The sequence below is a fragment of the uncultured Jannaschia sp. genome (genome assembly GCF_947494025.1).
Classification (GTDB): domain Bacteria; phylum Pseudomonadota; class Alphaproteobacteria; order Rhodobacterales; family Rhodobacteraceae; genus Jannaschia.
Genome location: NZ_CANLTQ010000011.1, coordinates 72753 through 92209, shown reverse-complemented (window position 1 = coordinate 92209; position 19457 = coordinate 72753). Strand labels below are relative to the sequence as shown.

General features: G+C 67.1%; 18 protein-coding genes and 4 pseudogenes. 3 read left to right on the top strand and 19 right to left on the bottom strand.

The window, feature by feature from the left end; all coding sequences use genetic code 11:
• Positions 1-485: 485 nt before the first annotated feature.
• Positions 486-1400: a YghX family hydrolase gene (gene yghX, locus Q1B08_RS13600; RefSeq protein WP_299819775.1), complete on the top strand. Its 915-nt coding sequence runs from the start codon at positions 486-488 to the stop codon at positions 1398-1400.
• 72 nt (positions 1401-1472) lie between these two features.
• Here the strand turns inward: yghX and Q1B08_RS13595 are convergent, their stop codons facing one another.
• From Q1B08_RS13595 to Q1B08_RS22055, 8 genes and pseudogenes are all read right to left on the bottom strand, one after another.
• Entirely contained in the window at positions 1473-2144 is a 672-nt protein-coding gene (locus Q1B08_RS13595) for a histidine phosphatase family protein (RefSeq protein ID WP_299819773.1), read from the bottom strand.
• Positions 2145-2559: 415 nt separating this feature from the next.
• On the bottom strand, positions 2560-3582 hold the full coding sequence (locus Q1B08_RS13590) for a serine hydrolase (protein WP_299819770.1): 1023 nt from the start codon (positions 3580-3582) through the stop codon (positions 2560-2562).
• Between the two features lie 4 nt (positions 3583-3586).
• On the bottom strand, positions 3587-4225 hold the full coding sequence (locus Q1B08_RS13585) for a ferric reductase-like transmembrane domain-containing protein (RefSeq protein ID WP_299819768.1): 639 nt from the start codon (positions 4223-4225) through the stop codon (positions 3587-3589).
• A gap of 16 nt (positions 4226-4241) precedes the next feature.
• Complete coding sequence (locus tag Q1B08_RS13580) at positions 4242-4751, bottom strand: twin-arginine translocation pathway signal (RefSeq protein WP_299819765.1); 510 nt, start codon at positions 4749-4751, stop codon at positions 4242-4244.
• A gap of 223 nt (positions 4752-4974) precedes the next feature.
• On the bottom strand, positions 4975-5931 hold the full coding sequence (locus tag Q1B08_RS13575) for an ISAs1 family transposase (RefSeq protein ID WP_299819762.1): 957 nt from the start codon (positions 5929-5931) through the stop codon (positions 4975-4977).
• 221 nt (positions 5932-6152) lie between these two features.
• Positions 6153-6278: a hypothetical protein gene (locus Q1B08_RS13570; protein ID WP_299819760.1), complete on the bottom strand. Its 126-nt coding sequence runs from the start codon at positions 6276-6278 to the stop codon at positions 6153-6155.
• A gap of 463 nt (positions 6279-6741) precedes the next feature.
• Positions 6742-7362 (bottom strand): GGDEF domain-containing protein, encoded by a 621-nt coding sequence (locus Q1B08_RS13565; protein ID WP_299819758.1) that lies wholly within the window; start codon positions 7360-7362, stop codon positions 6742-6744.
• A gap of 16 nt (positions 7363-7378) precedes the next feature.
• A pseudogene (locus Q1B08_RS22055) lies at positions 7379-7636 on the bottom strand (LytS/YhcK type 5TM receptor domain-containing protein); the annotation flags it as partial.
• A 254-nt stretch (positions 7637-7890) separates the two neighbouring features.
• On the opposite strand from Q1B08_RS22055, the pseudogene Q1B08_RS13560 reads away from it, so the two are divergent.
• Positions 7891-8459, top strand: a pseudogene (locus Q1B08_RS13560) (transposase).
• Between the two features lie 162 nt (positions 8460-8621).
• On the opposite strand, the gene Q1B08_RS13555 reads toward Q1B08_RS13560, so the two are convergent.
• The 4 genes from Q1B08_RS13555 to Q1B08_RS13540 all read right to left on the bottom strand — a co-directional run bounded on the left by Q1B08_RS13555 (position 8622) and on the right by Q1B08_RS13540 (position 12373).
• Positions 8622-9356 carry an ABC transporter permease gene (locus Q1B08_RS13555; RefSeq protein ID WP_299819756.1) on the bottom strand — a complete coding sequence of 245 codons (735 nt, stop codon included), beginning with the start codon at positions 9354-9356 and terminating at the stop codon, positions 8622-8624.
• A complete protein-coding gene (locus tag Q1B08_RS13550; RefSeq protein WP_299819752.1) occupies positions 9353-10288 on the bottom strand; it encodes an ABC transporter ATP-binding protein in 936 nt (311 codons plus the stop codon). Before Q1B08_RS13550 ends, Q1B08_RS13555 begins: the two co-directional genes overlap by 4 nt.
• On the bottom strand, positions 10285-11370 hold the full coding sequence (locus tag Q1B08_RS13545) for an ABC transporter permease (protein WP_299819749.1): 1086 nt from the start codon (positions 11368-11370) through the stop codon (positions 10285-10287). The genes Q1B08_RS13550 and Q1B08_RS13545 overlap by 4 nt, the downstream gene beginning before the upstream one ends.
• Before the next feature lie 97 nt (positions 11371-11467).
• On the bottom strand, positions 11468-12373 hold the full coding sequence (locus tag Q1B08_RS13540) for an ABC transporter substrate-binding protein (protein WP_299819781.1): 906 nt from the start codon (positions 12371-12373) through the stop codon (positions 11468-11470).
• A gap of 277 nt (positions 12374-12650) precedes the next feature.
• Here Q1B08_RS13540 and Q1B08_RS13535 point away from each other — a divergent pair.
• Positions 12651-13075: pseudogene (locus Q1B08_RS13535) on the top strand (alpha-amylase family glycosyl hydrolase); the annotation flags it as partial.
• A 27-nt stretch (positions 13076-13102) separates the two neighbouring features.
• Here the strand turns inward: Q1B08_RS13535 and Q1B08_RS13530 are convergent.
• The 7 genes and pseudogenes from Q1B08_RS13530 to Q1B08_RS13500 all read right to left on the bottom strand — a co-directional run.
• Positions 13103-13582, bottom strand: a pseudogene (locus Q1B08_RS13530) (DDE-type integrase/transposase/recombinase); the annotation flags it as partial.
• 31 nt (positions 13583-13613) lie between these two features.
• Complete coding sequence (locus Q1B08_RS13525) at positions 13614-14315, bottom strand: GntR family transcriptional regulator (protein ID WP_299819746.1); 702 nt, start codon at positions 14313-14315, stop codon at positions 13614-13616.
• 60 nt (positions 14316-14375) lie between these two features.
• Positions 14376-15815, bottom strand: a complete 1440-nt coding sequence (locus tag Q1B08_RS13520) for an amidohydrolase (protein WP_299819743.1) — start codon at positions 15813-15815, stop codon at positions 14376-14378.
• Entirely contained in the window at positions 15805-16629 is an 825-nt protein-coding gene (locus tag Q1B08_RS13515) for an ABC transporter ATP-binding protein (protein WP_299819740.1), read from the bottom strand. The genes Q1B08_RS13520 and Q1B08_RS13515 overlap by 11 nt, the downstream gene beginning before the upstream one ends.
• Positions 16626-17474, bottom strand: coding sequence for an ABC transporter ATP-binding protein (locus tag Q1B08_RS13510; RefSeq protein ID WP_299819737.1), 849 nt, complete (start codon positions 17472-17474; stop codon positions 16626-16628). The genes Q1B08_RS13515 and Q1B08_RS13510 overlap by 4 nt, the downstream gene beginning before the upstream one ends.
• Positions 17467-18387, bottom strand: a complete 921-nt coding sequence (locus Q1B08_RS13505) for an ABC transporter permease (RefSeq protein ID WP_299819734.1) — start codon at positions 18385-18387, stop codon at positions 17467-17469. The genes Q1B08_RS13510 and Q1B08_RS13505 overlap by 8 nt, the downstream gene beginning before the upstream one ends.
• Positions 18384-19457, bottom strand: coding sequence for an ABC transporter permease (locus Q1B08_RS13500; RefSeq protein ID WP_299819731.1), 1074 nt, complete (start codon positions 19455-19457; stop codon positions 18384-18386). Before Q1B08_RS13500 ends, Q1B08_RS13505 begins: the two co-directional genes overlap by 4 nt.

The window sequence follows — 19457 nt, the reverse complement described above, 5'->3', positions numbered from 1 at the left end:
CCAGCGTGGCTATACGCTCGGACCCAGCCGAACGGACGACCAGGATGTCCTCTTCCTGGTCGACCAACTGGTGGAGGCTCGAACACGATGTCCTCCGAATTGCCGATCGATGAGGCGTAGTCGTGTAGGGGCAGGGCGGCTTCCATATGGGACGACGCGGGGTAGGGGCGTCGCACAAGGTTCTAAACCCCGCCCAGGTAGCGTCGCAGAAGAGCGGCAGCAACTCTTGTGGAACGCAGTTTCCTAGGATCAGACGTTTCACCCGGATGTCGCCCCCAGGTGCCCCGAACGGGACGCCGTGGCTTGATGGGCGCGGGCGTCAGATCATATCGACCGAGAATCTGTTGGGCGCATGAGGCTGAGACCTCATCTCGTACGCCGCGATTGACGTGGCCGAGGGGTTGGCGCCAGGGTGACGCGAGGACCCCGGCTCCTGGACGCTTCGTCTGGCGACGGACCCGTTCGCCCTACAGGGAAGCCACGCCATGAACAACCAGACCCCCGACCGCCGTCTGACGGCTGCTGACTTCGACCAGGACCTGCTGGACCTCTATGACTACTACGCGCATGGAAAGATCTCGAAGCGCGAGTTCCTCGACCGCGCCGGCAAGTGGGCCGTGGGCGGGCTGACGGCGGCGGCCATCCTCGGCACTTTGTCGCCGAACTACGCGCTCGCCCAGCAGGTCGAGGCGGATGACCCCGACATCGTCGGCGAAGACGTCACCTATGCCAGCCCGGACGGCACCGGCGACATCGACGCCTATCTCGTGCGCCCGGCGAACGTCGACGCGGAGAGTCCGCCGGCGGCCGTGCTCGTGGTCCACGAGAACCGCGGTCTGAACCCCTACATCCGCGACGTGGTGCGGCGGCTGGCCAAGGCGGGGTTCGTCGCGATGGGCCCGGACGGGCTGTCGTCGCTGGGCGGCTACCCCGGCACGGACGACGAGGGGCGCGAGATGCAGCGCACGCTCGACCAGGACGCGCTGCTTAACGACTTCTTCGCGGGGTTCGAGTACCTCCGGGCGCTGGAGGGGACGAACGGCAAGGTCGGGGCCACGGGCTTCTGCTACGGCGGGGGCGTGGTGAACCGGCTGGCCGTGGCCTACCCGGAGATGGCCGCCGGCGTGCCGTTCTACGGCTCGTTCCCGGACGCGGCAATGGTGCCGCAGATCGAGGCGCCGCTGATGATCCAGCTGGCCGCGCTCGACCAGCGCATCAACGCGATGTGGCCGCCCTTCCAGAAGGCGATGGAAGAGAACGACAAGGTCTACGAGGCGCATATCTACCCGGGCGTGAACCACGGGTTCCACAACGACACCACGCCCCGATACGACGAGCAGGCCGCCGCCCTCGCCGAGGAGCGGATGGTCGCCTGGTTCCGGACGTACATGGCCGGCTGAGAAGGACCCCTGGCGGTGGCCCGCGCGGGCAGCCCCCATCATCCTGGAAGTAAGGCCCTCGGTCCCTTCGCCTCAGCGGGGCCGGCATCGCGGATTGCCGTCGCCCAGGACCGGGACGATCGCCAGGACGCCCAGGATCTCGGCAGCGCCGTCGCCGCGCGGTTCGAGGACGAGGACGCCCGCCTCGGGAAGGCTCGTTCCCGAGAGGACGCTCCCGAAGATCATCTGGGCGGGAAACCGGTGGCCGACGAGGACGCGGTTCTCCCCCTCCGGCACGGGGGCGCCGAAGAGGCGGCGATGCTCCGACAGGACCCAGTCGAGGCGTCCGCCCGCGTAGTCGTCCGCAAGCAGGCTGTCGGTCACGCGCACGCCGTCGACGCCGAAGGCCAGCTCGGCCGTGTCGCGCGCGCGAAAGACAGGACCGGCCAGGACCGGCTTCGCGACCGGTATGCCGAGGGCCTCGATCCGCGCGCCCAAGGTCACGGCCTGTTCGCGGCCGGCGGGCGAGACGTTGCGCTGATCCTCGCGCGCGTCGCCATAGGCGTCGCAGGGCTCTCCGGCCGTGTCGGCGTGCCGGATGAACATCACCGTTCCTCCCCGGCGGATGCGCTCGAGCAGGGCCGTGCCTTCGGGCGTGTCGAGCCCCACCGCGCTCACGGGCTGGAGGGCTGCGGCGGGGCCGTCGGGCGCGCCCGACGCGGCGAGTGCGGCGAGGCAGGTCAGGAATGTGCGGCGTGTCGGCATGGCATCGTCCTTCTACGACCTGCATCCGCGATCCGTCTCGGAGCGGATCGGATGTCGTCCCGGACAGGCCGACGGCACCCGACCGGCAGCGATCCGTGCGCACCCGCGGCATCCGGTATCGGTGGCATACGCGGCCGCCGCCGACCATACGCAGCTCCGGGTCGGCACGGTCATGCGGGACGCATGACGCGATCCCGGTTCCGGGCGGACATGCCTCGGGCCGGGTCGGTGGTGCTACGTTGCGGTTGAGCCGCGCCTGCCCGAACTGGCCGTCGCACGTGCCGTGGCGGTCGAAAGCCACGCCGACGCGCGCTCCCTTGCGAAGCACGGCAGCGGCGGGCCGGAGGCGGGGACGGCGGCCCGACCTGGCCACGGTGTAGCGGTCCCTGCGCCCCGTCGAGACCGGCCCGGCCCGTCACACGGTCACGACGATCCTGCCCATCAGGCGCTGGAGGTCGCCGAAGTAGCCCGCCGAGCGTGCCGGGCGCCCGGGGTCCGAGGTGATGGCGATGACGAGGTCGATCTCCGGTGCCACCGCCAGCACCTGCCCGCCGTAGCCGCGCCCGTAGGCCACGCGGCGCCCTGCGTGGCGAGTCAGGAACCAGCCGTAGCCGTAACTGTCGCCGCTAAACGGCGAGCGGCCTCGCGGCTCCCAGGATCGCTCGATCCAGCGGGCCGGCACGACTTGCGCGCCGTCCCATCGGCCGCCGCCGGCCACCATCTCGCCCACCCGCGCCAGGGCGCGCGGCGTCAGCGCCATCTGGTTGCCCCCCATGTAGCGGCCCTGCGGGTCGCGCTCCCAAGGCGGGATCTCGATGCCCAGCGGCTCGCCCAGCCAGTCCCGCGCCAGCGCCAGCAGATCGCGCCCCGTGGCCCGCGCCAGCACCGCGCCCAGCACGTGCCAGCCGCCCGTCGAGTAGATGAACCGCCCGCCTGGCTCGGCCACGACCTCGCGCGTCAGCGCATGGTCGACCCAGTCACGGCTGGCGACCCAGGCGCCGTAAGACCCGCCGGACGTGCCGGCCAGCCCCGCGCGCATCGACAGGAGGTCGCCCAGGGTGATCTCGTCGCGCACGTCCCCCGCCGCCGGGCGCCCGAGCGCCGCCAGCACCCGCGTCTCGGCTCCCGCGATCGCACCGCGCTCGATCGCGATGCCCGTCAGGAGGGCAACCAGCGTCTTCGAGACGGACTTCACGTTCGCCACGGCGTCGAGGCCGGGCCCGGCGAAGGCCCGCTCGAACAGCGTGTCGCCGCCCCGGCGGATCACCAGCGCATGGAGCTGGTCGAGCCCCGCCGCCTCGGTCGCGACCGCCTCCAGCCCGCCCGCCTGCGCGCGCGCCGGACGCCCGAGCACCGTCGGCGTGGCCAGCGCGGCCAGTCCCAGAAGCGCGGCCCGGCGGCCCGCATCCATGCGGCAAGGATCCTGCGATGTCCTCATGCCCTCAGTCCTTCCCGTTCGTCCATGCCCCGCGCGTCCACGTCCGCGGCGCCCAGACCTCAAGGATCGCCCACGCGGTCGCAACCAGCGCGAGCGCGCAGAGGACGGCCTTCGAAGCCGTGCCCATCGTCCCCTCGATCAGCATCGCATGCACCACGCCGCCCGTCACGACGAGCCCCGCGAGGCCTGTATGGACCCGGCGCCAGACCCGCGGTCGCAGGCGCAGGCGGCGGCGCGACGCCGCGAGGGCGGCGGCGGCGACCGCCGCCCACATCGCCACGACCCCCCAGACTGCGAACGGCGTTGGGGAGCGCAGCAGAAGCACATCGACCACATCCGGCGGGCTCGTGAGCCACAGCCCGGCGACGTGGAGCGCGACCGCGAGCACGAGGCCACCTCCCAGCACGGCGTGCAGCCGGCGCCCGCGCCGCGGCCCCAGGCCGGGCAGATGCCCCCGGGCCAGCAGCGGTTGCAGGAGGAGCAGACCCATCGCGATCACGCCCGCGAAACCGGCGGCGATGTAGACCGGATCCCGCCAGGCGAGCAGCGGGCTCGTGGCGGCGGCGACGACCGGGACGATCACGGCGGCCCCAAGGGCGGTCCAGACCAGCAACGGGACGAGGCCGGTGCGCGAAGGGCTCATCGGCGCGTCGGACCGGTCAGACGGGTTGCAGCACGAAGTCGACGTGCAGTTTGCGGTCGGCGCTCCGCGGCATCACGGGGCGCAGGAACACGGTTTGGAAAGCCCCGTCGCGGGTCGGGTCGTGATCGGCGTCGTAGGCGAGATGGCCGTGCGGCTGACCAAAGGCCGGCACGATCTGCGGCATCTCCAGACGGAAGGCGCCCGAGGCGTCGGTCAGCGTGGCGCCATGGCTGCGTGCGTCGCGCTCGTGGCCTTCCGTGGTGTGCGCCCAGATCTGGATGCGTCGGCCGGGAAGCGGGGCGCCGTCGCCCGCCCGGCGCACCGTGCCGGTCATCCAGAACCCGCCGCCGCCGATCCGGCCGACCACCGGGGCGCCGGGGCGGTAATTGTTGGCGCCGCCCCGCATCGTGGGCGTGGGCGCGACGCCCTGCGCGAGCGCCGGAGCGGCGAGACCCGAGGCGCAGAGCGTCAGGGCGGCCCCGGCCGAGACGAGAAAGCCGCGACGGTGGTTCGAGATGATGGGCATGCCTGGTCCTCCGCGTGACGGTGCCGGCCGATCGCCTGCCTCCGGGCCGGCTCGACCATTTGCATGGGATCCAACATGGAGCGGACAGGCGGCCGGGACCAGACGTCGGCGGCGCAGGGGGCGTCGATCTCATCGTATTGTGAAGCCGGAAGGGCTGGCTGGGGGGCTCCGAACGAAACCCCCTGCGGATCGGGATCGCGACTGCGGCGTGGGCCTTCAGGGCTCACGCATGAAGGTTGCCAAGGACGACCCTGTGCATGGAGGCGTCGTTCCAGGCGGCGCGTTTGCGCTTGGCCTTGAGGCTGCCCGGTGATGTGTCGGTGCGTACGAGATTGCGGGCGATGCGGCGCAGGCCGGGCCATGCGGCGGTCGCGTCGCCCGCCTCCGGCCGTCCTGCGATCAGCGCGTCGACCCTTGCCACGAACGTGCGGCGGCGGGTCAGCCGCCCGTGACGCTCCTCGAAGGCGTCGACGCAGGGCCGCAGTCCGCCGCCGATTGCGAAGGCATGGGCGTCGAACCAGTCTCGCGCCGGTGCGTGCAGGCTGGGACAGTTGCCCTTGAGGGCGACGAGGTAGTCGCCCCCGCGCGCCGTGATCGCGTCTGCCGTGCGCGGATGACAGAAGCCGGCGTCCAGGCTGGCGCGCGTGCCGCGCAGGCCCATTCCGACCACCAGGTCAGGCAGAACGCCCTGCTCGCCGCCCCCGGCTGTGCGGCCAAGATCCGCCTTGCCGCCCGCAGTCCGCCGCTGCGCGAGCACCAGGCCTTCCCGCGTGGCGAAGGCGCTGACAAGGTGCAGCGGCATCCTCTGCCCGCGGCGGTCGAAAGAGCGCCGCAGCGTCTTGCCGTCGATGGCGACCTGCCGTGGCGCATCCGCCGGGTCCGCGGACCCGAACGCTGCCCGCGTCCAAGCCAGGAACGCGTCTTCGAACTGTGCGGGGTCGATCAGCCTCAACACCCGACGGACCGTGTCGTGGGAAGGAACGCCGCCTGCAAGGTCCAGATGCCGCGACAGCCAAGGCCGCTTCGCCTCGCCGTAAAGCGCGATGTCCTCGAAGCTCTCCGCGCCCGCCGGCACCGCGCAGACCGAGATGGTCAGTACGCCCATCAGCCGATGCTCGATCTTCGCCGCCTGGCGCGGATCGTCCACCGCACCGAGGTGATTCAGCAAGTCCTCCAGCATGACGTTCGCTCCCGTGACCCAAAAGTCCCAAGAATCGTCGCGCCATCACCGCGTCAAACCTTCATGCGTGAGCCCTGCATGGGCCTTGGGTCGCCGGCCCCTTCGACGGATCGCTGCGCATGCAAGGAAACCGGGGAAACAGCGCCATTGGAAAGGACGCGTTCCGCACGCAACCAAGGTTCTGCCGGCGCTGCTGATCAGACCCCATCCCCGGATCAAGCTCACGCCACCAACAGGTCGGGCTGCACCTGCATGAGAAGGAAGCGGCGCTTGTTGTGCGCCGGCTCCATCCGCCCGAGCTTCAGCTGCGTCGGAAAGACCTCGTGCGGGCCGCCGGACGATGGCATTCAACGGCATTCCCTTCTGTTAGGTTCGGCGGCCAAGGCGCTGCTCGGGTTAGCTCTTCGGCTCGATCAGAAGCGTGTCGAGAGACGTGCAGCTCGCAGTCGCCTCCTTGATCCACCCCGGCTGGCGGCCGCGACATGGCGGATCGGATCATGCTTTAGACTGTCGGAGATCCCGCGAGGGCCGGGCCGGGATGACTGCGTTGCAACCTTCGTACCGTCATAAGTACGCGAATAGATCGCAGCTCCTGATCTTCGGCCCACCATCCTGAGGCGGCCTCGGCGTCAACCTCGTAGACAAGAGCAAACCTCGCGAGGATCGAAGGACAAGAGGACCGAATCACCTTGGCGGATGGGCAGATGTGCGGAACAAGCTGTCTTTCACCCGAACTTTTGCCACAGGTCCGTTTTGACGGCCCGGAAAACGCTCCTTCTTTGAATTTAGAGGCCAAGGCTACCGTGATCCTCACTCCGTCCCCTCGAGCAACCTCAACGTCTGGTCACATCGGGGCTGATCATCTTCTTGAGTGGAAGGCGAGGGCCGACGTTCGCCTGTTCCCACGTCGACGACACGATCACGACCAAACGCCTTGGCCTCGTGGAGATGATGGTCGGCTTTGGCATAGGCCTGCTTGAAATTATCCCGCTCCGGCTCGAAGTGGGTGATCCTCGCGCTTGCGGTGACCCGAACCTCGCCAGTACTGAGGTCGACGCTATTGCACCCGGAAAAGAGAACCAGGAACTCTTCGCCTCCCATCCGAACCACAAGATCGTCTGCCCGCACCTGCTTTCTCAAGATCCGTGCGAAGCCGACTAGGATGGTATCTCCCGCCTCGTGTCCCCAGTTGTCGTTAATCGACTTGAAGTGGTCGAGGTCGAACACCGCGATGGCGCAGGTCCGAGGAGCGGTTGCCTCGGACAATCTTTTGACATGCTGAAAAAGGTATCGCCGGTTCGCAACGCCTGTCATGGCATCCGCGTTTGCCTCGTTGGAAAGTCGCTGCTCCCGAGCAATAAGCCTCCGCTCGCGCTGAAGCAGGCCGCCCAGAATAATTGCACCGCTGGAGCGGACCGGGCGTCTTCGCATTTACGAAGAAGTGGCCCCACACAAATCCAAGAATAGCCGCGCAGACGATCCCGGCTGTCCCCGGTAACGCCCCCATGCCTCCGACTGCAAAATAACGAAAACCCCCGGAAGCAAGGGGAGCGACAATCGCGGTGAGAGGACCGCCGAAGGCAGCGCCGAGCCCGACGATTGCGGCCCGGCCGTCGATAATCAGTCCGGGCGCAAGGACGACAGGCGAGCTCATCGCCACGACAGCCGTCGCAGCGAAGGCGAGCGCGGTCAGGGATGCACGCATGAAGCCCTCCGCTACACGCCGTTCCAACAGGCCGATACCGATGGACAGAAGTGCAAGGATCGCAATGGTCTTCGCGATGGCAGAAGACGTGGCAAGCATCGACATCATACGTGTGGGAACCTTATAGATACGTCAAATCACGAGGAAATCCTTAATGGTCTGTTTACAAATGGATTGTTCGTTCTGGGGGGGGGCTTGTTGCACGTATCGGAGGGAGGGATTCATCACGGGATTCCGTATGGTTGGATTGGGGGATGCGGAAGCCTGCCGCCTCCCGCTATCGCACCACGAACTGGTCCAGCTGCAACGCGTCGCTGAGGCGACGTGGCTCCCTTTCGATGTGGTTCGATCCCGGGATGGAGCGGCACGCCGGCGGAACCGGCAGGCGCGATCATCCCGAGACCTTCTCGGACAGCGCGATCCGGACCTGCCTGACGCTGAAGATCCTGTTCGGTCCACCTCTTCGTCAAACGGTCGTGCCTAGACGGCCGACTGCCCTGCCGTACTCTCACGAAAGGAGATCCTTCGCGCAACGCGATGTCCGGGTCGGGCGCTTTGGACGAAGTGCGCCGGCTATCATGCCCGAAGTCGTATCGAGCCCAGCCCTTCGGGACATTGCTCTGTAATGCCCTGCCGGCCAGCGGATGAACCGGCTGGAGCTCTTCGGAGAGCGGACATGTCACGCGATCCCGATCGTCAGACCGCCGGGACCCAGACCCGCATTGCGATCATGAACCGCCGCTCGGCCCTCGGAAGGGCTGAAATCGAAGCCGTAGCCTGTAGCCAGCAGGGAAAGGGGATCGACACGCTCAAAGACGATTAGCGCAACAAGCCCGGGTGGATTCGATAAAAGGTCTGCCAACCGTGCCGGAAGGCGGTGGCTGAGATTTTCAACGAACAGAAGCTTTGCAGCTGGCAAAGCGCCCCATGTCCCCGTTCGATCCTGTATCCTCAGATCAGCAGGTCCGCTTGTGCGAGTTCCGCCCTACCCACCAGCGCGACGGACAAGATGTGCTTCGAGCTGGACAAGTGCGTCGTAGATCAGCACCGCGAACAGCCCCACGATCAGTCCGCCCTGGACCACATATGCCGTGTTGCTGGTCAAAAGGCCGGCGATGATCACTTCACCAAGAGTACGCGCCGCCACGGTAGATCCGATTGTCGCGGTGCCCAGCGAGATCACGACCGACAGACGGATACCTGTCAGCATCACAGGCAAGGCGAGTGGCACTTCCACCTGCACCAGCCGCTGCCAGCGATTGAGCCCTATTCCACGTGCCGCTTCCATCGTGGTCGGCGGCAGAGTCGAGAGCCCGGTGACCGCGTTCTCGAAGATCGGCAGCAGGCCGTAGAGGAAAAGCGCCACCAGCGTCGGCCCGGCACCAAATCCGAGCGCGGGCACGGCGAGGGCCAGCACGGCGACCGGCGGGAAGGTCTGGCCCAGGTTGGTGATCGTTCGCGACAGCGGGCGAAAGGCTTCCCCCGCTTGTCGGGTCACCAAGATCGCCAGCGTGACCGCGACCAGCGTCGCCGCCGTCGTGGCCGCCGCGACGAGGCCCAAATGGCTCAGCGATAGCGACAGAAGCGAGCTGCGAGCGTAGATGACCGGCGTGCCCTCGGGCACCAGCGGCGCGAAGACCGGGGCGAACCACGCGGGCTTCAGCACAAGCGCCAGCAGAAGCAGGACCAGCGCCGGACGCAGGATGACGCCGATCCTCATGCGCGCAGCTCTGCGCGCGCGCGGATGGCATCGAGTGTCACACGCCCGATCACGGCGCCGTCCCGCTCCACCGGCACCGCCGTCCGCCCCGTCCACAGGCAGGAAGAGAGCGCATCGCGCAGGCTGGCGTCGGCTGGCAGCCCGTCGCCCGTCGCGGCGCCATCCTCGACCACCTCCGACAGGGGAACCAGCGACAGCAGCCGCAGGGGCCGTTCCACGTCGCCTACCATATCGGCCACGAACGTCGTCGCCGGATGCGCGATGATCTCCGCAGGGGTACCGTGCTGGACAAGCCGGCCGCTGTCCATCACCGCCACCCGGTCGCCTAGGCGAATTGCCTCTTCCATGTCGTGGGTCACCAGCATGATGGTCGAGCCGAGCGCCTTCTGGATCCGGCGCAGATCATCCTGCGCCCGGGCCCGGATGATCGGATCCAGCGCGCCGAAGGGTTCGTCCATTAAGAGCAGGTCGGGGCGCGAGGCCAGCGCCCGCGCCACGCCCACGCGCTGTTGCTGCCCACCCGACAGCTCGGCTGGAAAGCGGTCGCGGAACTGCTCGGGGTCCATCGAGAACAGGGCGAGCAATTCATCGACGCGGGTGCGGATCCGGTCCTTGGGCCAGTTCAGCAGCTTTGGCACGGCGCCGATGTTACGCGCGACCGTGTGGTGCGGGAACAGCCCGTGGCCCTGGATTGCGTAGCCGATCCGCCGCCGCAGGAGATGCGGCTTCGTCGCGCGGGTCGACTCGCCGTTGATCCGCACCTCGCCCGAGCTGGGCTCCTCGAGCCGGTTGATCATGCGCAATAGCGTGGTCTTGCCGGATCCCGACGTACCTACAATGACGGTGATCGTGCCGGTCTCGACCGTCATCGTGACGGCGTCCACCACGCTAACGCCGTTGTAGGTTTTGGTGATCTGGTCGATCTCGATCATCCGGCCCTCCCGGATCTCGGCCGTGCCAGCTCGACGAGGATGTCCATCATGACGGCCGAAGCGACCGCCAGCGCCACGGTCGGCAGCGCCCCCAGCAGGATCAGGTCGGTTGCGGTCTGGTTCAGCCCTTGGAACACGAAGGTGCCGAAGCCGCCGCCGCCGATCAGCCCCGCGATGACCGCCAGACCGACGTTCTGCACCAGCACGACGCGCAGGCCGGTGAGGATGACCGGCAGGCCCAGTGGCAGCTCCACCCTCAGGAGGCGCTGGCGCGGCGTCATGCCCATGCCACGTGCGGCTTCAAGCGCCGCGGGCGGGGCCGAGGCAAGGCCGGTGACGGTGTTCCCCACGACGGGCAGCAGCGAATAAAGTACCAGCGCCAAAAAGGCGGGGGCAAAGCCGATCCCGGCAATGCCGATGGCCTGCGCGCCGGGGACGCGGTCCCCGACCCAACCGAGCATCGGGATCATGAGGCCGAACATCGCCAGCGACGGAATGGTCTGAAAAAAGCTCAGAACCGGTAATATCGTGCCGCGGAGCCGGATTTGGCGGTGGCATAGGATGCCCAGTGGAAATCCGATCGCTGCCGCCGTCGCGAGCGAGCCAAAGGCGAGCGCCAGATGTCTCAGGACCGCATCGGCAAACGCAGCCTTGCGGCTGGCATATTCCTGCAGGATCGACAGCTGCGACAGGACTCCCGACCACAGGATCAGCGCCAGCGCGCCCATCACCGCCGCCAGCAGCGCTCCCCGCGCCAGCGGCCCTGGCGCCATCCGGGCCAGCGAATCTGCCATCAGCAGCATCAGGATCACGAGCAGGCACCAGAACCCGATGGCGGGCGAGACCCGCGCGTAGTCGCCGGCTCCCTCCAGCAGCCGCGGCGCGCCCTGCATCAGCAGCCAGAGCAGACCGCTCAGTCCAAGAACCGACCCGGCAAAGCGCAGGCGTGACCATTCCGACGGCAGGCCGAGCAGTAGGCCCGCCATTACGACCGCTACTCCGGGCAGGGTGACCGCCGGCGCGGTCACAGCCCAAGCCATGACGCCCTCTCCGGCGACGATGCGGTTGGCGGCGAGCGTCATGAACGGAGCCGCGAGCGCCGCTAGCCCGAGGGTAGCGAAGAGAAGGCCGGGCGGAGACACGCCGCCTCCGGCAATCATTGCCGTTGCTCGGGGGGGCTCAATCGAGCACTCCGGCCTCGGTGAGATAGTCACGCGCAACGGCTTCGGCAGGCTCGCCGCCGACCTGGATTCGTCCGTTCAACTGCTGCAGCGTCGTCATGTCCAGCTTGGCGAAAATCGGGTTCAGCACCTCCGGGATCGAGGGGTATTCCTCCAGCACAGCGGCGCGGACGATCGGCGTCGGCTCGTAGACCGGCTGTACGCCCTCGTCGTCCTCCATCACCACGAGGCCGGTCGCGGCCACGCCGCCATCGGTGCCGTAGACCATTGCCGCGTTCACGCCCGAGGTGCCGCGTGCCGCCGCCTGGATCGTCGCGGCGGTGTCGCCGCCCGATAGGATCACTGTTTGATCCTGCGACAGCTCGAACCCGTAGGTCTCCTGCATGGCAGGCAGGACGGCGGGCGAGGACACGAACTCGGTCGATGCCGCCAGCTTGACTTCCCCCCCACTGGACACCCACGCGCCGAAATCGGACATCGTGGTCAGGCCGTTCTCCTCGGCCACTGGACCGGTTACGGCGATGGCCCAAGTGTTGTTGGCCGGCGCGCTGTCGAGCCAGATGATGTCATTCGTATCGGCATCCAGTTCGGCGGCACGGTCATGCGCCGCCTCGGCATCGTTCCAGACATCGCTGTCGGCCTCGTTGAAGAAGAAGGCCGCATTGCCGGTATATTCGGGATAGATGTCGATCTGTCCCGCCAAAAGCGCCTCGCGCACAACCTGCGTGGCGCCGAGCTGCAACTGGCGCTCCACCGGCAGACCGGCATCCTCGAGCGCGAGCGCGATCATATTTCCCAAGAGGCCACCTTCGGTGTCGATCTTGGACGAGACGATGATGTCGGCATGCGCGGTTGCGGTAAAAGCACCGAACAGCCCAGCAACAAGGATCAGGGAAGATTTCATAGAAAGTCGGCTCCTGGCAGGAATGCTTCCAACACCGCGCAGCGCGGGTTCACACCGTAATGTAGACCAGCCGTCAAGCCTGTCGCCCCCAAAGGCTAACGAGCGACATCTCTCCCTTCGCGCAGAGAACAGCAGCACGAAGGCGGCCGGCCCACGATTGTGCAGTGCTTGGAGTTTCCAGATATTGAGAGCGCTTCACGCGCTGACCGAGGGTCATGGCATCGCCGGGGTGATACGAGCGGGTGCCGGGTACGGGAAAGCACAGCGGAGGCAATCCATGGTCGAAAGCGCGCGCGGGGTTCCGTGGTGGCAAGAGGGTGTCGTCTACCAGATCTACCCTCGCTCCTTTCAGGACACGAACGGAGACGGCATCGGCGATCTGGCCGGTATCGTGTCCCCCCTCGATCATCTCGTGGCTCTCGGCATCGACGCGATCTGGATTGCCCGATCTACCCGTCTCCGATGGCGGATTTCGGCTACGACGTCGCGGACTTCTGCGCTGTCGATCCGATCTTCGGATCGCTCGCCGACTTCGACCGGCTTGTCGCGGCAGCCCATGCGCGCGGGCTCAGGGTCATCCTCGACTTCGTGCCGAACCATAGCTCGGATCGGCATCCTTGGTTTACGGAAAGCCGGAGCTCGCGCGACAGCCCGAAGCGAGACTGGTACATCTGGCGCGACCCCAAGCCGGATGGTGCGCCGGGGTATGGAGTTGGAGTTGACCCGCTTTCACGGGCAGGTTTCGGTTTTGGTCATGCCCGTTAGGGCACGGTCGAGTTGGTTGATGGCTTCGAACTCCACGGGTGACATGTAGCCGATCGAGGAATGGCGGCGCGAGGGGTTGTAGAAGCCCTCGACGAATCGAAAGACGGCGATCTAAGCCTCGGCTCGAGTTGCGAAGCGGTGGCGGTCGATCAGCTCGCATTTGAGCGTAGCGAAGAAGCTCTCGGACATGGCGTTGTCGAGCGCGTCGCCCGCGGCTCCCGTGGATGGTCGAACACCTGCCGCCTTGCAGCGATGGCCGAACGCCAGCGACGTCGACTGCCCGCCCTTGTCCGAATGATCTATGACATCCTTTGGTTTGCGGGCCGCCAGCGCCATGTCGAGCGCATCGAGGACGATCTGCGTGCGCAGGTCATGGGAAAAGGCCCAGCCCACGATCCGTCTCGACCAGGCATCGAGGACGACGGCGAGGAACAGAAAGCCCGCCGCCGTCAAACCGAACCCGAAACTCTTCGTGTTACGCTGGCTTTCCCACCCCTCGCGCTCCGGCAGGCGACGGCTCCCGTTCGAGCTGCGCCATGGCGGAGATACTGGCGACAGCGAGGTACTCGCGCAACGAAACCTCCACCGCCGCAGTACCGCGTCTCTCGATGGCCGTGATGATCCGGTCGAGCAGCGTAATTCCGCATGCGGTCTGTCCCGGGTTCCGCAGCGAGAGGATCCGAAGCATAGTGATACGGGTGTCGAGATGGTGGAGGATCTCGCCGGCGGTACGCTTGCGGGTGACCGCCACCATATAGTCGGTCAGCGCAGCCGTGCGTAAGGCAATGTCCTCGTAGCGGTCAGTATGCTTGATTGCCTCCAGAAGCGTGAAAATGTGCCGTAGTCGAGCGACCTCCTCGGAGGTGGCGACCTCGGTGAAGCGCAACGTGATCTGAAGTTCGAGCGCTGTCCGGATTTCGTAGATATCACTCACGAGTTCCGGCGTAAGCCGGGAAATACAAAGCCCGCGATGCGGGACCATCTCGCCCAAGCGCTCGACCTCAAGCTCGCGAATGACCTCCCGTGCCACGGTGCGACTGACGCCGTAAGCCTCGCTGATGGTGCGCTCAGTGAGACGGCTGCCCGGCAGCAGCTCGCCTGTCGCAATGGATCGCCGAATCTCGTTCAGTATTTTCTTTCGAAGGGGGACAGCCTGCTTCTTTTGCCCTGCAACCATGCTGCGGCATCCTTCCATGACCAAGGCAGCAGGTGCGCCCGCTCGGCGGTCCCCGCATTCTCACTCGGCCGCGACCGGCCTCAACATCTCCTCCGGAATCGGGGGCGTAGTCTCCTCCGGGATCGGGCAGATGTAAGGATATTCCGTCAGCCTGTCACGGTGCGCCTGTGCCGCGGCCTCGCGACGGCTGGAATCGGTGATCATCGTCCAGGCCGTATGCGCCATGACCTTGGCCGCATGGACCATCCCCTTGTGAGCCGCCCGCGACTTGCCCTGCGCGGTGAGCTGCCACGTATGGAACGGGGTGCCCATGGCGCAGGTGGCGACTCGGGCCTGCACGGTCGGTACCGCCCAACTCACATCGCCCACATCGGTGGACCCCATGCCGCCCAGGAACGGGCGATCGAGCGGGGCCACGAAGTCGCATAGGGCAAGGTCGTAGTCGGGCTTCATGTTCAGCCGCGCGAAGGTGTCGGCGATGTCTTCGCGGGTAAGGGTAGCGCGGATTTCGCGGGCGTAAGCGCGGTCCGCCTCGTCGAACTCGACCGGGCCAAGCGCGTCGAAGGCTTCTTGCATCGCCTCCTCCAGGGGGCGGTTACCGATCAGGTTCGACACCGCCGAGAATACCCGGCTTTCTACCCGTGCTTCGGTCATCAGCGCGGCGCCGTCGGCGATGGCGCGCACCCGGCGCACGAGCGATTCAAGTCCGGCAAGGTCGCGGGCTCGGATGAGCTGGCGCACCGTCGCCTTGGCCTGCACCACGTTCGGGGCCGGACCGCCAGCATCGAGGTAGGCGTAGTGGATGCGGGCATCGTCGGGCATGTGCTCGCGCATGTAGTTCACGCCCACATTCATCAGCTCCACCGCGTCGAGCGCGCTGCGACCCAATTCCGGAGCGCCCGCCGCATGGGCAGCCTTGCCGTGGAAGGTAAAGTCGATGCGGGTATTGGCGAGGGAATGGGCATCGTCCACGCCATTGAAGCTTGCTGGATGCCAGGTGATGGCAAGGTCCACGTCCTCGAACAGGCCCTCGCGCACCATGAAGGCTTTGGCGGCGCCGCCTTCCTCCGCGGGACAGCCGTAGTAGCGCACCCGCGCCTCGATGCCCTCGGCTTCGATCCAGTCCTTCACGGCGGTCGCGGCGAGCAGCGCCGCCGAACCGAGAAGGTTGTGCCCGCATCCGTGGCCGAACCCGCCGGCGTCCAGTTCTTCGTGGTGAGCCAAGCCGGGCTTCTGGTTCAGACCGGGCAGGGCGTCGTATTCGCCGAGTATGGCGACTACCGGGCCGCCCTCGCCAGCCTCGCCGACCATGGCGGTGGGAATGCCCGCCACGCCCTCCCGCACGCGGAAACCTTGCTCATGCAACATCTTCACGTGCTCCGCCGCCGAGCGTACTTCGGTATATGCGAACTCCGGTGTGTCGAACACGCGGTCGGCAAGCGTGGTAAACGCCTCGCGCTTGGCGTCCACCAAGGACCAGACGGGGTTCTCATTTCGCATGGACAGCGTCCTTTCGGGGGTCGGATCGGGCGGCGCCCTCGCCGTTGACGGCATCGAGCGGGGTGCGCCCTCGTGAAGCAGCGATCAGCTGCCGCGTGTAGTCGTCGTGCGAACGCTGCTCGCGCAGGGCGTCGGCCGAAAGCTCTTCGACGATGCGTCCCTGGGTCATCACCGCGACGCGCGAGCACATATGCGCCACCACCCGCAGGTCGTGGCTCACCAGCACGTAGGTCAGGCAGCGATCTCGCCGCAGCGCGTCGAGCAGGTTCAGCACGCCCGCCTGCACCGACACGTCGAGCGCCGAGGTGGGCTCGTCGAGCAGCAGGATTTCGGGCTCGAGCAGCAGCGCCCGAGCGATCGCCACGCGCTGGCGCTGTCCGCCCGAGAGCTGATGCGGGTAGCGATAGGCGAAGTGCGTCGCCAGGCCGACATCCTCCAGCACTTGTCGAATGCGGCGGTCGGCGTTGTCGAACCCGAAGATCCGCAGGGGCTCCAGCAGCGTGGCGCGGATCATCCGGCGTGGGTGGAGCGAACCGTAAGGGTCCTGGAACACCATCTGCACACGCTTGTAGAAACGCTTGTCGCGGGGACGTGGCGCTTCCTGGCCATCGATGCGCACCGAGCCCGAGTAGTCTTCATTCAGGCCGGCCACGGCGCGCAAGATGGTGGACTTGCCGCTGCCCGATTCACCGATAATGCCGTACGAAGCGCCACGCTCCACCACGAAGCTCGCCTCCTGCACAGCTTGTATCCGCTGGGTTCCCTGCCCGAAGGACACGGAGAGGCCCTCGATCTCAAGCTCCGGCGCGCTCACGGCTGGTCCTCCTGCAGCCATGCGGAGTCGTATTCGGGCACCTGAAGCACCGCCACCCTGCGGTCCAGCGGCGGAAGACTATCATTGAGAGCGACTGTATAGGGATGCTGCGCAGCGCCGAGGTCTCGGGCGGCCAGCCGCTCCATGATCTGGCCTCCGTACATCACAAGGACGTCGTCGCAGTAGGCACCTACCAACGGCAGGTCGTGACTGATGAAGATCAGCCCCGCGCCCTGCGCTTCGACCCGCTCGTCGAGGATGTCGAGGATCTGCCCTCGAACCGTGACATCGAGCGCCGAGGTCGGCTCGTCGGCGATAACGAGACGCGGCGAGGGCACCAGCATCATGGCGATCATGACCCGCTGGCCCATGCCGCCCGACAATTCGTGCGGATAAAGGCCGGCGACCCGGCGCGGGTCACGGATGTGCACGTCTTCCAGCATCGCCATGGCCCGGTCACGGGCCTCGGCACGGGTGCCGACCTTGTGGATGCGGCAGGCCTCGATGATCTGCGAGAGCACCGTCTTCAGCGGGTTCAGTGCATAACGCGGGTCCTGCAGGATCATCGCGATCTGGCCGCCGCGAATGCTGCGCATACGCTTCTCGGACGCCGTCAGCAGATCGATCTCGCCAAACTGCATCCGGTCGGCAGTGATCCGCGCCTTCGGTGGCAGCAGGCGCATGATCGCCCGTCCGGCCGTGGACTTGCCCGAACCGGACTCGCCCACGATGCCGAGCTTGCCGCGGCCCAGGCGAAACGAGACCCGTCGCAGCGCCTCGGTGTAGCCCTGATGGGAAGGGTAGGCGACGGTAAGGTTCCGCACGTCCAGCATCGGTTCAGTCATCGCGGGGGTCCAGCACGTCTCTGAGCCCGTCGCCGAGCAGGTTGAAGGCGAGGCTGACCAGCATGATCGCCGCGCCGGGCGTGGCCGCCAGCCACCAGTTGGTCAGCATGAACTGCCGGCCCGAGGCGAGCATCGCGCCCCATTCCGGCGAGGGGGGCTGCGCGCCGAGGCCGAGGAAGCCGAGGCCCGCGGCGGTCAGGATGATGCCGGCCATGTTGAGGGTGATGCGGATAACCACGGAAGGCAGGCAGATCGGCATCACGTGAAGGACCACGATGCGAAAGCGGCTGGCTCCCTGCAGGCGCGCGGCAGCGATGTAGTCGGAATGGCGCACCGTCAGCGCTTCGGCCCGTGCGAGCCGCGCGATCGGCGGCCAGGCCGACAAGGCAATGGCGATCACCGCGTTCTCGATGCCCGGTCCGAGCGCGGCCACGAAGGCCAAGGCCAGAATGAGCGAGGGAAACGACAGGAACACGTCGACCACCCGCATCGCGACCACGTCTACCCAGCCGCCGAGATAGCCGGCGGTGGCGCCTACCAGGAGGCCCAGCGGGCCTGCGATCACCGCCACCAGCGCGGCCATCATCAGCGTGATGCGCGAGCCGTAAAGGATGCGGCTGAGGATGTCGCGGCCGAGGTCGTCGGTCCCCAGCGGATGCTCGAAGGAGGGTGGTAACAGCCGCGACGCGAGATCCTGGGCATAGGGGGGGTAGGGGGCGAGCACGGGGGCGAGGATCGCCACCGTGATCAGCACCACCAGCACCGCCAGCCCGGCAAAGGCGGCACGGTTGCGGGCGAGGCCGCGCCAGGCGCGCCAGACGGCCTGGGCGCGGGCTTGGCCCGGCGAGTCGGCCTGCTCGGTCTCGAGCCAGGCGCGCCAACCACCCCGGTCGTGATCCTGTGCGATACTCATCGGGTCCTCGGGTCGAAGATGCGGTAGAAAAGGTCGCTGAGAAGGTTCAGGCCGATGAAGATCAGCCCGATCAGCAACGTGCAGCCCAGCACCGCGTTCATGTCGGCGCGCAGCAGCGCGGTGGTCAGGTAGCGGCCGAAGCCCGGCCAGGCGAACACCGTCTCGGTGAGCACCGCACCTTCCAGCAGAAAGGCGTAGGACAGCGCCACCACGGTCACGAGCTGCACCGCGATGTTGGGAAAGGCGTGTTGCCAGATCACCCGACGCTTGGAGGCGCCCTTGGCGCGGGCCGCGATGATGTACTCCTGCCCGAACTGCTCGAGCATGAAGGAGCGGGTCATGCGGCTGATATAGGCCATCGCCCCGTAGGCGAGGATCGAGGCGGGCAGCACGATGCGGCCGAACACGTCGGCGAATATGTCCCACTGGCCGGCGATCGCGCTGTCCACGAGGTAGAGTCCGCTCCAGGTTTCGATGTCGTACTGATGCACGATGTCGATGCGGCCGGGCGGGCCGACCCAACCGAGGCCGGCATAGAAGATCGAAAGCCCGAGAAGGCCGAGCCAGAAGATCGGCGCGGAGTAGCCGATGAGGGAGATTACGCGCACGCACTGATCGATCCAGGAATCGCGGTTTGCGGCGGCAAGCACGCCGAGCGGGATGCCGATGCCGGTGCCGAAGATCATCGCCAGGGTGGCCAGTTCGAGCGTTGCCGGAAACACGCGGGCGATATCCTCGATTACCGGCCGGCCACTGGTCAGCGACTCGCCGAAATCGAAGGTCAAGCTGTTCACCACGTAGGAAAGAAATTGCTCGTGCAGTGGTCGGTCGAGGCCGAGCCGCGCGGTGAGCCGGTCGACCGCTTCCTGGCTGGCGTCGTCGCCCAGAATGGCGAGCACCGGATCGAGGGGCAAAAGGCGGCCGATGAAGAACGTAAGGGCGAGAAGTCCCAGGATGGTCACGGAAACGGACAGGAGGATCCTGAGGGTCGCCCGGAGCAGGCTGCCCCACCGCTTGGGTGGGGCAGCCGTGCGAGCCACCGTCCGCGTCGTCACGTCGGTCGCAGACAT